This window comes from Devosia sp. LC5 (assembly GCF_000735585.1).
Lineage (GTDB): Bacteria > Pseudomonadota > Alphaproteobacteria > Rhizobiales > Devosiaceae > Devosia.
On the sequence record NZ_JNNO01000001.1, the window covers coordinates 269,060 to 282,707 of the forward strand.

Annotated in this window: 10 protein-coding genes and 2 tRNA genes; 5 read left to right on the plus strand and 7 right to left on the minus strand. The window is 62.5% G+C overall.

Features of this window, described 5'->3' with window-relative positions; all coding sequences use genetic code 11:
* Positions 1-96: 96 nt before the first annotated feature.
* Both FF80_RS01295 and FF80_RS01300 read left to right on the plus strand, forming a co-directional pair.
* A complete protein-coding gene (locus FF80_RS01295; RefSeq protein ID WP_035096913.1) occupies positions 97-690 on the plus strand; it encodes a TetR/AcrR family transcriptional regulator in 594 nt (197 codons plus the stop codon).
* The gene (locus FF80_RS01300) at positions 687-1,547 is read left to right on the plus strand and encodes an alpha/beta hydrolase (RefSeq protein WP_052153035.1); all 861 of its coding nucleotides are present in this window, start codon (positions 687-689) and stop codon (positions 1,545-1,547) included. Before FF80_RS01295 ends, FF80_RS01300 begins: the two co-directional genes overlap by 4 nt.
* Positions 1,548-1,562: 15 nt before the next feature.
* Here FF80_RS01300 and FF80_RS01305 read toward each other — a convergent pair whose 3' ends face one another.
* Both FF80_RS01305 and FF80_RS01310 read right to left on the minus strand, forming a co-directional pair.
* Positions 1,563-2,495, minus strand: coding sequence for an MYG1 family protein (locus FF80_RS01305; RefSeq protein ID WP_035096914.1), 933 nt, complete (start codon positions 2,493-2,495; stop codon positions 1,563-1,565).
* Positions 2,496-2,705: 210 nt separating this feature from the next.
* Positions 2,706-2,782 (minus strand) — tRNA-Asp (locus tag FF80_RS01310).
* A gap of 422 nt (positions 2,783-3,204) precedes the next feature.
* On the opposite strand from FF80_RS01310, the gene FF80_RS01315 reads away from it, so the two are divergent.
* Positions 3,205-5,784 (plus strand): autotransporter outer membrane beta-barrel domain-containing protein, encoded by a 2,580-nt coding sequence (locus tag FF80_RS01315; RefSeq protein WP_052153036.1) that lies wholly within the window; start codon positions 3,205-3,207, stop codon positions 5,782-5,784.
* A 6-nt stretch (positions 5,785-5,790) separates the two neighbouring features.
* Here FF80_RS01315 and FF80_RS01320 read toward each other — a convergent pair.
* From FF80_RS01320 to FF80_RS01335, 4 genes are all read right to left on the minus strand, one after another.
* Positions 5,791-5,866 (minus strand) — tRNA-Val (locus FF80_RS01320).
* 132 nt (positions 5,867-5,998) lie between these two features.
* On the minus strand, positions 5,999-6,271 hold the full coding sequence (locus FF80_RS01325; RefSeq protein ID WP_035096919.1) for an HU family DNA-binding protein: 273 nt from the start codon (positions 6,269-6,271) through the stop codon (positions 5,999-6,001).
* Positions 6,272-6,474: 203 nt separating this feature from the next.
* Positions 6,475-7,674, minus strand: a complete 1,200-nt coding sequence (tet, locus tag FF80_RS01330) for a Tet(A)/Tet(B)/Tet(C) family tetracycline efflux MFS transporter (RefSeq protein WP_035096920.1) — start codon at positions 7,672-7,674, stop codon at positions 6,475-6,477.
* Positions 7,675-7,862: 188 nt separating this feature from the next.
* Entirely contained in the window at positions 7,863-8,279 is a 417-nt protein-coding gene (locus FF80_RS01335) for a helix-turn-helix domain-containing protein (protein ID WP_035096922.1), read from the minus strand.
* Between the two features lie 66 nt (positions 8,280-8,345).
* On the opposite strand from FF80_RS01335, the gene FF80_RS01340 reads away from it, so the two are divergent.
* Positions 8,346-9,743 carry an MFS transporter gene (locus tag FF80_RS01340; RefSeq protein ID WP_052153037.1) on the plus strand — a complete coding sequence of 466 codons (1,398 nt, stop codon included), beginning with the start codon at positions 8,346-8,348 and terminating at the stop codon, positions 9,741-9,743.
* 58 nt (positions 9,744-9,801) lie between these two features.
* Here FF80_RS01340 and lon read toward each other — a convergent pair whose 3' ends face one another.
* On the minus strand, positions 9,802-12,234 hold the full coding sequence (lon, locus tag FF80_RS01345) for an endopeptidase La (protein WP_035096924.1): 2,433 nt from the start codon (positions 12,232-12,234) through the stop codon (positions 9,802-9,804).
* A 427-nt stretch (positions 12,235-12,661) separates the two neighbouring features.
* On the opposite strand from lon, the gene rocF reads away from it, so the two are divergent.
* Entirely contained in the window at positions 12,662-13,642 is a 981-nt protein-coding gene (gene rocF / locus FF80_RS01350) for an arginase (protein ID WP_035097058.1), read from the plus strand.
* Positions 13,643-13,648: the final 6 nt, after the last annotated feature.

Below are 13,648 nucleotides of genomic sequence, written 5' to 3' on the forward strand. Positions count from 1 at the left end.
TCCGGAATGCAACGAGCCCCACCGGGTCGTCTATTGTATTACGTTCATTTAGTGGTATTATGATCATATTGCAATAGCACAGCCAAGGAGACCTCCATGCGTTACGAGAAGGGCCGAAAAGACGCCTCGCGCCAGCGGATCATGGACGTAGCGACCGAGAAGTTCCGCTCGGACGGCATTGCTGCATCGGGTCTGGCTGGGATCATGAGCGCGGCGGGACTGACCAATGGCGCGTTCTACCCGCACTTTGCGTCCAAGGCAGCGCTGGTGCGCGAGACCCTCGCGGCAGCGCTCAAGGATCAGTCGGATCAAACGCGCGAGTTGCTGGAGGCTGGCGGGCTATCATTGGCCATCGACGCCTATTTGTCGGCCGGGCACCGCGACAATCCGGGCACGGGATGCGCTTCAGCCGCGCTCTTACCCGAAGTCGCCCGCGAGCCAGCCCAGACGCGACAAGTCTATACCGAACATGTTCTGAACCTCATCCGTCTCGTCGCAGCAGACCTTCCGGGCGATGTCAGCGAACGCGAAAATGTGGCCTTTGGCATTTTCGCAGCCCTGATCGGTACGCTTGAGCTATCGCGCGCCGTGGATGGGGCCGAACTCTCGGACCGCATTCTCGCCGCTGGCGCCGCGGCGGCAAAGCAATTGCTCGCCCCCCGCCAGCCGGTAGAAGAGAAATTGTCATGAGCCTGCAGCCATCTCCAATTGGCGCAATCAAGCACCAGGACGTGCCGACCAAGACGACAAATGCGGGCGGCACGGCATTCGCCTATCGGGAACTCGGACCCAAGGCAGGCGTACCGGTGATCTTTCTCACCCACCTGACTGCCGTTCTGGACAATTGGGACCCAAGGGTAGTCGATGGCATCGCGGCAAAACGCCATGTCGTCACCTTCGACAATCGCGGGGTCGGCGCATCGCCGGGCAAGGTTCCCGATACGATCGAGGCCATGGCCCGCGACGCGATCGCCTTCATCCGGGCGCTCGGCTTCAACCAGGTCGATCTGCTGGGCCTGTCCCTAGGCGGGTTCATCGCCCAGAAGATTGTCCAGTTGGACCCACAACTCGTCCGCAAGATCATCCTGGCGGGCACCGGACCGGCGGGTGGCAGCGGCATCGACAAGATAACCCAGGTCACCATCTTCGACATGGTCCGCGCCGCATTGACCTTCAAGGATCCCAAGAACTACCTGTTCTTTACTCAGACCCAGAATGGCAAGAAGGCGGCAGGCGCGTTCCTGCAGCGCTTGAAGGAGCGGACCGCCAATCGCGACAAAGCTATCTCGCTTGGTGCCTTCTACCAGCAGCTCAAGGCCGTGCATGCCTTTGGACTGGAGCGGCCTACCGACCTGTCACGCGTGCTGCAACCCGTGCTTGTGGTGAATGGCGACCAGGACCGCATGGTGCCCACCAGCAATTCCATCGACATGGCCCGGCGCTTTCCCAATGCCGAACTGGTTCTCTACGAGGATGGCGGGCACACCGCGATTTTCCAATATCACGAGGCATTCGTAAAAAAGGCGCTGGATTTCCTCGACGCCTAGCGACGCGCCCTCGCCTCAGCTGGCAATGGCTTCCATGGCGACAGCCTCCCGCACCGCAACTTCCGCCATGGCCAGAGCCGCTTCACGGGTCCTGGCGGCGGCGATGAAGCGGCCATTGTGGCAGAAGCTCGCGCCCGCGACACCGCAGGCGGCCTCCAGATCGCCATTGGTCAAACCGGCCCAGGCGGCCGGCAGGTCGGCGCGTACTTCAAAGCCTTCGTCGGCTCGCCGGATCGTGGTCAGGCACCAATCCTTGTCGCGCGGATGCACGACGAACAGCAGGTGATCGGCTCCAGCCTTTACGATCGCGGGGCGGAAAGGCATGCCCATGGGCAGTTCCAATACACGCCCCTGCCCTGCGGTTTCGATGGCCCGCTCGACCAACGCCTCGGCCCGCAACTTTGCGGCACTGCGCGCTATTCTGGCTTCAACGAAACTGCGGGCAATGGCCAGGGCGGCGTGGAAGCTGCGATCCTCGGCGTCGGGGTCAGTCTCGTCAAAAACCGGTTTCAGGGTTTCCAGCAGCGCCGGCAGGGTCAGTCCCGCCAGTGGCCCCGATGGGCTCAGCGCACCATTGTCCACCAGATCGACCGGCAGCACGAAGCTGCCATCAAACGCGGCGTGCACGACTTCGATATGGGCCTCGGGAATGCCCGAAGCGGCAAGATACTGGCGGCCGAAATGCTTCCAGATCAGGCCAAACGAGGAATAAGGCTGGCCATCCTCGCGCAGCGGAGCGCCGCGCTGATGGTGATCGAATATCTGCGCTGCGGCATCATAGGCGCCGCCCACATCATAAATGACGCGATCTGCCCCGGCCGTGATCCATTCGGGCGCCCGGCTGCGCACCAGCCGCGCCTGCGGGAAAAGCCGGGTCAGGATGACGCTGGACAGCAATTCATCGGCATGGAAGCCACCGGAATGGGTGACGAGAAAATCTGGAATCATGCCGGAATGCGCCTTGTGTTCGCGGAGGGACCGCCTGTGTTGCGCACCAGATAGCTTCGCGCGGGCCTGGCCGCAATGTGCATCCGGCACTTTTCTCGCCGGGCCTAAGACCGCTGAAAATGGTGAGATCTGCCGGCAAAAAAGTGGGAACGCCCCCTCAAGGGTTGCAGCCACCATTCCAAATTCTTCAACGAAATGAAGGGGGGAAGGTGGCGCGAGAGACGGGGCTCGAACCCGCGACCTCCGGCGTGACAGGCCGGCGCTCTAACCAACTGAGCTACTCCCGCAGCGGCAAACTCAACTTGTCTGCGCAACGTGGGGTCGATGTACCCAGCCCCCCATGTGAAGTCAAGCGGCGAAAACCCCCTTTCTTGAAGAAGTTTCAGTGGCCTGTGGGAAACTCCCAAAACCGCGCGCGCTGCCGGCAGGCTTGGCTCCACCGGTTCGGCTATCAAGCTGACAGTACTAATTATTAACGCAGCGCAAACTCCGGGTAGTCACTCACGCGGAAGTGAGCCTAAGATAGTTCCTGCGAGACGATTCAAAGTTGACGGCGTTAAAATCGCGGAGGCCAACCTTGACTTTCAAGCCAAATCTTAAGCACCAACTCACTGTAATTTCAGCAATTTCTGGTTCAGTACTGCTAGCCAGTACAGGCAGCACCACCGCAGCTTGCGTATTTGTCGTCACGGCGGGAGACGACACCTATGTGTGCGACTCCGGCACCTCTGCCGGCTTTTTCGATCCGGATGGCAATAATAGCCTGACCCTGCCCTCCGGCAGCACTGGCGTCATTACCAGCACCATTGCCTTCGGTGGAGGGGCCGACTCGGTGATGATCCACTCGGGCACGACGGCGAGCATCGAACAGGGCAGCGGCATCGATCATTTTGAAATGAGCGGCGGCACCGTTGCGGCCCTGCAGCAAGGCGATGGCTACGATACGTTCCTGATGACTGGCGGCACCATCACGGGCGCCTTTGTGGACGGCGACTACGCCGAGCAGAGCGGCGGCACGATCGGCCGTGTCGACATGAAACTCGCCAACAATTTCTACTATCTCAGCGGCGGACAGATTCTGGGCAATCTGGTTACCGGCTTCGGCCTCGACACCATCGTGGTGTCCGGCGGCGCCATTGGCGGCAATATCAGCACCAGCGGCGGCGATGACGTGATCCAGGTGTCCGATGGCTCGGTCCAGGGCGAGATACGTGCCAGCTTCGGTAATGACACCTTCGACTGGACTGGCGGTGCCATTTTCAACCATGTGCTGATGGGCGCCGATTCCGATGTCGCCACGCTTGGCAATCTAAGCGCCGCCACTATTGCCGCGGCAGGCAATATCGATGGTGGCGAAGGCGCCGCAGCCGGTGCACCTGTTGCCAGCGACACTCTCAAATTCGAGAACAGCTCCGCCGTCAACGGCGGCCAGTTCATCAATTGGGAGACTATCCAGCTCAACAATGGCTCGCGCCTCAGCCTGAGCGACAATCTGGTACTCGGCGATGCGACCAGCCTGACCGGCCGGCTCGATATCGATTCGAGCAGCTATCTGATTGCCAGCGGCGCCGCCAGTATCGCCCCTGCCGTGGCCGGTTCTCTGGTTCAGGTCAACAATGCCGGCGTCATCCAGATGACGCAGCTTGGCGCGCCAAGCCCGACCGACACTTTGACAATCCAGGGTAATTATACCGGCATTGGCGGCTCGGTATTGCTTGATACCTATCTGGGTGTGGATGGAGCGCCCTCGGACAAGCTCATCATCTCCGGTGGATTGGCCAATGGCCTTACCGGCATCGGCATCGTCAATGCGGGCGGCCCCGGTGGCGGCACCACGGGCAGCGGCATCATGGTGGTGCAGGCGGCCAATGGTGGTAGCACAGCCCCTGATGCCTTCGTGCTCGATCGGGCCGTTGCTGCGGGCGCCTACGAATATTTCCTGTTCCGCGGCGGCGTTGCGGCAGGCGAAGAGCAGAACTGGTATCTGCGCTCCCAACTGCTGCCGGTCCCGGTGCCCCCGCCTCCGCCGCCTGAGCCCGTAGCGCCCGTAGCGCCGGGCACGATCAACGAGGGGGAAGCCCCGATTGCCCCAGTGCTGCCCCCTGCCCCGGTCGATCCGGCGCCGGATCCGGAAGCCCCTGCCGCAATACCGCCTCCGGCGGCCACCCCCGAGCCCTTGCCGACGCCGCCCGAGGACGGACCGTTGCCCCCGGGCTCACCGCCACCGGCAATCCCGACAATGCCGGTTGTGACGCCAGCGGGATATGCCATCGTTGCGCCGACCAGCCACGCGACCCTACCCGATGCCTCACTATTGCTGGCAGGCGGTGTGGTGCCGCTCTATCGCATCGAGGCCGCCAACTACGCGGCGCTGCAGCCATCGGCCTATCTGCTGGCGATCGAATCGCTGTCGACCTTCCATAACCGGCGCGGCGAGCAGGCCTATTTGCCCAACGCCGGCACCGAAAAGCGCAATGCCTGGTTCCGGGCGCTGGGCAGCTCGCTGACGGCTGGTTGGTCGGGCACCGTGGCGCCCACATTCGACGGCACCATTGGCGGCTTCCAGGCCGGCACCGATCTCTATTCGGTCGTGGGCGAGGACGGCTCGGCCACGCAAGCCGGAATCTTTGCCGGTTATTCGCATATGAGCGGGGATCTGCGCGGCTTTGCGCTGGGCTGGGCCAATTACGATACCGGCACGTTGGGCCTGGGCGCAGCGTCGATCGGCGCCTATGCCACTCGCGTCAATGAAGACGGCTTCTACCTCGATGGCGTGGTGATGGCGTCCTATTACACCGGCGACGTCACCTCGACCCGCGGCGTGGGCATCGATGTCGATGGGTACGGCCTTACCGGATCCATCGAGGCCGGCCACCCCATCGCGCTGGGTGGCGGCTGGGCAATCGAGCCGCAGGCGCAGGCCATCGTGCATTATGCCAATTTCGGCGATGCCAGCGATCCGTTCGCCGCCATCAGCTTTGATAGCAGCACCATGCTGACCGGGCGGCTCGGCGCACGGCTCTATAACCGTATCGAAACCGAGAACGGCTTCATCCAGCCCGAACTGACCGCCAATCTCTGGCAGAACCTGGGTGATTTCACCACGCGGCTAGACAATGACGTGCTGACCACCTCGGGCGATTCGACCGTGCTTGAAATCGGTGCCGGGGTAACCGGGGAGCTCAACGACAAATTCAGCTATTTCGCCAATGCCAGCTATTCGTTCGATGTGGCCGGCGGTGATCGCACAGGCGTTGCCGCGCGGGTCGGGCTGCAGCTGAAATGGTGAGAGGAATGGTGGGCGATGACGGACTCGAACCGCCGACATCCTCGGTGTAAACGAGGCGCTCTACCAACTGAGCTAATCGCCCGCTGGCCCACTGGGCCGGCGTAAGGCGCCCTGATTAGGGCGGGATGTGCCGCCCGTCAACTGGCAGCAGCAAAAGAATTGGCCCCGGCGCAATGCGCACGGGGCCGATCACTAAAGCGAACTTTCGTTCTTATTAGTTGATCGCGTCCTTCAGGCCCTTGCCGGGCTTGAACTTGGCCTGGTTAGAGGCCGGGATGCTGATCTCTGCACCGGTCGCAGGATTGCGGCCCGTGGATGCCTTGCGCTGCGACACGGCAAAGGTGCCGAAGCCGACGAGGCGGACTTCTTCGCCAGCCTTGAGCGAGCCGGTGATTGCCTCGAACACTGCGTCAACCGCTTCGGCGGCCTGTGCCTTGGTGATCGTCGCCTTGTCGGCAACAACGCCAACCAGATCGTTTTTGTTCATAGCGTTTCCTCACAGTGAATGCCCGCCCTCTGTGGCGAACCAATCGCCGCAACCCTTTTGCGATTCTGCATGAAAGGCAAGGAATTCCGGGCGTTTTGACGTGCCAGGCGGTGCAAAACCGTTATTGGACCGGAAAAATCGCCCCGGCAAGTCCGGTTTACCCGGTTTTGCCCCGTTTCCGGGCCTTGCCGGCGGTTTTCGCCCTATTCTGCGCCTACCGGAACCGGCCTGCGCGTCCGCCGGATTCCGAGCATCAATGGCAGCGCCAAAAGATAGATGCCCGCACCGACAATCCAGATGAGGCCTGGCCAACCGCCACGTAACTGGAAATAGACAAAGCTGAAAAACAGCGGGCCAAAGACGGCAGCCAGGCTCACCAGGCTCGCCAATACCCCCTGCAATTGTCCCTGCTTGTCCGGACCGACCTGGGTGGTGGCCAGCGATTGCAGTGCGGGCATGCCGATACCACCCAGGGCAAAGAGCGGCGCGAGCGCGAAGAGGACCCAGCCCTGTGTGGCCATGCCCAGGATGACCAAGGCCGTCAGTTCGCACGCCATGCCGACCACCAGCGCCCAGCGCTCCCCCAGCCGCGCCACGGCTGGCCCGGTGAGGAAGGCTTGTGCCCCTGCATGGAACACGCCGAACGCGCCCAGCGACAGCCCGATCATCATGCCGGTCCACTCGAAGCTGTCCTCCCCGAACAGCGCCCAGATCGTGCCATACATGGTGCCGACGAAATTCATGATGACGAAAATGGCCATCAGCGGAATCAGTGCCTTGAAGGTCAGCGCCCATTTCAGCGGCTTGAATGGATTGAGCGTGTCGAGATCGAACCTGGCGCCGGGTGTGCCATGGCGTGATTCCGGCAGCACAAACAGCGCCAATGCGAAATTCACCCCGTTGAGCAATGCGGCCGCAATGAACGGCGCCCGCACCCAGAAATCTCCGAGAATGCCGCCCAGGACCGGACCGACGATGAAACCGATGCCGAACATGGCGTGGAACAGGCCAAACCGCTTGGCCCGCTCCTCTTCACTGGAAATATCGGTGATATAGGCGGTCGCCACCCCCATATTTGCGCTGGTAATGCCCGAAATCGCCCGCCCCAGCACCAGCATCCACAACTGCGGCGCGAAGGCCATGATCAGGTAATCGATCGCCGCGCCCGCCAGCGAAACCAGCAGGACCGGGCGGCGACCGAAGCGGTCGCTCAATACGCCCAGGACCGGCGAAAACAGGAACTGGCACGCCGCATAGAGCGCCAGCATCAGGCCAAGCAGCGTCGCCACTTCGCTGACATGGCCGACATCGCGCAGCAGCGCCGGCAGAATCGGGAAAATCAGCCCGATGCCGACCGCATCCAACGTGACGGCGGCAAGAATGACCACGAGTGCCTTGTTCAAGGTCTTGGCTCCATGCTTGGCCTGCTGCGCCCGGACCTCACGGTCCGGCCCTCCGAGCGGGCACATTGATGTAACTGCTTCACGAGAACGTTACAAGAGTGCGTACACGATTTGTTCTAGCACCCCGAGTGACTGGCTATTCCTGCGCGTCCGTGCTGACAGAGTTTGGCAGCAGCCAAGGCGGGAGTTCACGAGCGGTGGCGCCCGCCCCTTTTATAGGCCGATGCCAGGCGCAGCAGCTGCTGGAACTTGGGACAGGCCATATGGTTTTCCGCCGGACACTCGGCGACGTGCCGCAGCGCGTCCCGCAGTGTTGTCAGGCCGCGGATCTGCCTGTCGATAGCATCGGCTCGCTGCTGCAACTCCGAGCGCGGCAGCTCCGGCGCGCCGTTTGCGTTGAACATGCCTTTGATCTCATCGAGCGAGAAGCCGGCCGCCTTTCCAAGGGCAATCAATGACAGCTGCGTTACGGTTTCGGGCCCATATTGGCGGCGCAGTCCGCGCCGCAACACGGGCGCGATGAGGCCGACTTCCTCGTAATAGCGGAGCGCCGAGGCCGGCACGCCGGTGCGTTCCGACAAAACGCCAATGTCGAGCAGTTTCACTATTGACCTCAAGTTGGCTTGAAGTGGGATTGTAGCGCCCGCTTCACCCTGCCTCAAGAGGAACCTATGCAATCCGGGCCCCACCGAACCGCTACACCTGCCACGCTGATCACCCTGGCCGGCGCCACATTGCTCGCGTCGCTGGGCATCAGCATCGCCACCATTGCCTTGCCGACACTGGCGTTGAGCTTCCCGTCCACCCTGGCAGAGCTGCAATGGGTGATCCTGGCCTACCTGCTCTCGATGACCGTGACGATCGTGTCCGCCGGCCGTTTTGGCGATCTGCTCGGCCACCGCCATGTGCTGCTGGCCGGGTTGGCGGTGTTCACTCTTGCGTCGGCGCTATGTGCCCTTAGCCCGAACCTCGGGCTGCTGATCGCGGCTCGTGCGCTGCAGGGCCTGGGTGGAGCCATCCTCACGGCCTTGCCGATGTCCATTGCGCGCGACGTGGTGCGCGAAGACCGCATGGGCGCGGCCATGGGCCTGCTGGCCGCTATGTCGGCGGTCGGTACCGCATTGGGCCCCTCTCTGGGCGGCGTGGTAATGGCAAGCCTTGGCTGGCAGGCAGCATTCGGCCTGTTGGCGCTGGGTGGCCTAGCGATCCTGCTCTTGGCGCTACGGGCGCTGCCGGCAACCCTGCCCCGCACACCGAGGCCGCAGATGGACTGGACGGGCGCCATGCTCCTGAGCCTGACGCTGGGGCTTTATGCTCTTGCCGCCACCGGAGCGGGTCTTGCCGCGCCATGGAATGGCGCCGTGCTGCTGGTGCCCGCAGCCGTGGCATTGTTCGCCTTTATCCGCGCACAGCAGCGCTCGCCCCATCCCCTGGTGCCGCTCACGCTTTTAAGTGACCGGGCCATCGGTGTGGGGCTGGGCATGAACGTACTCCTGGGTACTGTCATGATGTCCACGCTGGTGGTTGGCCCGTTCTTCCTGAGCTTCGCGCTGGGACTCGATGGGACACTGACTGGTCTGGTCATGGCAGTGGGCCCGGCGACTGCGGCACTTGCCGGCGCTCCGGCGGGTCGCATCGTTGACCGGCTGGGGACCGGGCGCGGGCTGCTGCTCGGGCTCGCCGAGACGATCATAGGCTTTCTGCTGCTCGCCTTCCTGCCGCGTTGGATGGGCATGGCGGGCTATGTCGGCGCATTAATCGTGCTGACGCCTGGTTTTCAGCTGTTTCTGGCAGCAAACAATGCGGCTGTTATGGTCGCAGCGCCCGCCGCCCAGCGGGGTGTATTATCGGGTCTGCTCGGCCTGTCCCGCAATTTGGGCCTGTTGACCGGCGCGTCGCTGATGGCGACGATATTCACCGCCCTGGTGGGCACCGGCCAGGTTGCGCAGGCTGCTCCCGCCAGCATTGGCATTGCCTTCACCGCGAGCTTTCTGATTTCTGCGGGGCTCGTAGGGCTGGCCATGGGATTAGCGATGCTCGACCGGCGCCGCGTCGCAGCTGCTTCGTAAGCAATAAAAAACGGCGGCCCCTGCGGACCGCCGTTTCATTTCTATGCTCGCGAACCGCTTAGTGCGGCAGGCCTGCCGTAGTGTCTTCCACGGCTTCCACCGTTGTCGAAACGGCAGGAGTGGGCTCGTCGAAGTTCCACTCGATCGGCTCGGGCTGGCGCACCAGGGCACGCTTGATCACCTGGTCCATCTTGGAAACCGGCACGATTTCCATGCCTTCCTTAACGATATCCGGGATCTCGGCGAGATCGCGCACATTTTCCTCGGGGATCAGCACAGTCTTGATGCCGCCACGGAGGGCCGCAAGCAGCTTCTCCTTGAGGCCGCCGATGGGCAGCACCCTGCCCCGCAGCGTGATCTCGCCAGTCATGGCGACATCATTGCGCACCGGAATGCCTGTCATCACCGAGACGATGGCAGTAGCCAGACCGATACCGGCCGACGGGCCATCCTTGGGGGTAGCGCCTTCGGGCAGGTGGACGTGGATGTCACGCGTGTCGAACATCGGCGGCTTGATGCCGAAATCGATCGAGCGGGACCGCACATAGGCAGTGGCCGCAGTCAGCGATTCCTTCATCACTTCCTTGATGTTGCCGGTGACCGTCATGCGGCCCTTGCCCGGCGTCATCACGCCTTCGATGGTCAGCAGCTCGCCACCAACCGAGGTCCAGGCGAGGCCCGTTACCAGACCCACCTGGGATTCGGCCTCGATCTCGCCGTGCTTGTAGATATCGGCGCCGAGATACTTGGTCAGCTTCTCGTCATCGATAGTGATCGACTTGACCTTGGTCTTGACGATCTCCGCCACGGCCTTGCGCATCAGCTTGCTGATTTCGCGCTTGAGGTTACGCACGCCCGCTTCACGGGTGTAGCGCTGGATCAAGGCGGTCAGCATCTCGTCGCTCAGCTCGAACTCGCCATGGGCCAGCCCGTTTTCCTTCAGCGTTTCCGGGATCAGGTGCTGCTTGGCAATCGCATGCTTCTCCTGCTCGGTGTAACCCGACAGGCGAATGATCTCCATGCGGTCCATCAGCGGGCCGGGGATGTTCAGGGTGTTCGAGGTCGTCACGAACATCACGTCGCTCAGGTCATAATCGACCTCGAGATAGTGATCGGCAAAGGTGTGGTTCTGCTCGGGATCGAGCACTTCGAGAAGTGCCGAGCTCGGATCGCCACGGAAGTCCTGACCCATTTTGTCGATTTCATCGAGCAGGAACAGAGGATTGGACTTGCCGACCTTCTTGAGCGACTGGATGACCTTGCCGGGCATGGAGCCGATATAGGTGCGGCGGTGGCCGCGGATTTCGGCCTCGTCCCGAACCCCGCCGAGCGCCATGCGCACGAACTCACGGCCGGTCGCCTTGGCGATCGACTTGCCCAGCGAGGTCTTGCCGACACCCGGAGGGCCGACCAGGCACAGGATCGGGCCCTTGAGCGAGCCGGTACGGCCCTGCACGGCCAGATATTCGAGGATGCGTTCCTTGACCTTCTCGAGGCCATAGTGATCCTCGTCCAGAACCTTTTCGGCCAGGACCAGGTCACGCTTGACCTTGCTCTTCTTGCCCCAGGGCAGGCCGAGCAATGTGTCGAGATAATTGCGCACGACGGTGGCTTCGGCCGACATCGGGCTCATGGTCTTGAGCTTCTTGAGTTCGGCCTCGGCCTTGAGCTTGGCTTCCTTGGACAGCTTGGTCTTGGCGATGCGCTCCTCGATCTCCGCGATCTCGTTGGAGCCCTCTTCGCCGTCGCCCAGTTCCTTCTGGATCGCCTTCATCTGCTCGTTGAGATAGTACTCGCGCTGCGTCTTTTCCATCTGCCGCTTGACGCGGCTACGGATGCGCTTTTCCACCTGCAGGACGCCGATTTCACCTTCCATCAGGCCGAGAATCTTCTGGAAGCGCTCGACAACCGAAACGGTCGAGAGCAGGTCCTCCTTCTCGTTGATCTTGATGACCAGGTGGCTGGCAATGGTGTCAGCGAGCTTGGAATGGTTCTCGATCTGCCCAACGGCGGCCACGACCTCGGCCGAGATCTTCTTGTTGAGCTTCACATAGCTCTCGAACTCGGTCTGGGCCGAACGCGCCATGGCCTCGACCTCTGTCGGGTCTTCGACCGGCTCGGGCAACACGGACGCCTCGGCTTCGAAATAGTCCACGGTTTGCAGGTAGCGATCGATGGTCGCGCGGTTCAGGCCCTCGACCAGCACCTTGACGGTGCCATCAGGGAGCTTGAGCAGCTGCAATACGGTGGCAATGGTGCCGGTTTCAAAAATCTGGTCCGGGCTCGGATCATCGTCCTGCGCATTCTTCTGGGTCACCACCAGAATGTGCTTGTCGTCACGCATGACTTCTTCGAGCGCCTTGACCGACTTTTCGCGGCCGACGAACAGCGGCACGATCATGCCGGGGAAAACGACGATGTCGCGCAGGGGCAGAACTGGGTACACCCGGTCCCGGCTTGCATCGCCAGTGGCGGGATTGACGTCCGTCATCTCGTATCCTTTCCGGGGCGCGCGGGAGGAAGGAGAGGATGCGCGCCCGTTATAGACAGCTCCAACATCGATGCTGGGCTGATTCCCGTTAATAAATAGGTTCGCCTATGGAGCCCGCAAGTCAACCTTTGCAGAAATGTCACGGTTAACTTGTGAACGCACAGGAGATATGCGGCTGGCTGCAGAAACACCGGTGTGCCTTGGCTGCAAGGTGGGTGTGGGAGGAACGGTTTCCTATGCGGTCCCACCCACGGCATCATTCCGGCGTAGGCCGGAATCCATCCCCACGCTGGATGTGCGCGGGACGCTACGGACCTGGATTCCGGCTTGCGCCGGAATGACATCAAGGTTGTTTAAGTTGCGGTGGGAGACCACCTTGTCTCCACCCCATATCGGCATCATGATCCGCGCACACAAGGACCCGCACATGACTACACGCCCGCGCCGCATCGATCTTTTGGGTATTGCCACGGCCGCGGGTGCCTCGGTGCGCGGGGCGGGCATGGGGCCAGAGGCTTTGCGGGTCGCCGGGCTGATCGAGGCCCTTGTCGATCTGGGCCATGATGTGGCCGATTTCGGTGATTTGCGCCGTCCACACACCCTGCCCGGTACCAGCCCCGCAAGTTGGCGCCTGCCCGACGAACGGCGGGCCGATGTACTCGACCTGGCTGCCCGCTCCAGCGACCAGGGACTCGACATTCTCCAGGCCGGTCACTTTCCGGTGTTCCTGGGCGGCGATCACTCGATTGCCATGGGAACCGTCTCTGCCGTAGCCCGTCATTGCGCCGCATCGGGCAAGCCGGTTTTCGTCCTCTGGATCGACGCCCACGCCGATTTCAACACGCCCGTTACCTCCCCCAGCGGCAATCTGCACGGCATGCCACTGGCTCTGCTTTGTGGCGAGGAGGAGTTCGGCGCGGAATATCGCGGCAGCTGGCTCGGCCGCATTGATCCGAAAAACGTTGCCGTGATTGGCGCCCGTTCCATCGATCGCGAGGAACGCCGGCTGCTGGCCGCGCGCGGTGTAGAGACGATCGACATGCGGCGGATCGACGAAATGGGCGTGGTCGCGCTGATGCGCGGGTTCCTCGACAAGGTGACGGCCGCTGGCGGGCATCTGCATGTGAGCCTTGATGTCGATGCCATGGACCCCTCCATCGCCCCGGGTGGTGGTACCCTGGTCCCCGGCGGGCTCAGCTATCGCGAGGCGCACCTGATCATGGAGATGCTGCACGATAGCGGCACTGTGGGTTCGCTGGACGTGGTGGAGCTCAATCCCTTCCTCGACCATGGCGGCAAGAGCGCAACCCTGCTGGTGGACCTGGTAGCGAGCCTGTTCGGCCGGCAGATCATGGGCGAGGAGCCGGGCCCGATGGCGTTTGTCACCGAGAGTGAGATTGAGGGGTAAGCCCCT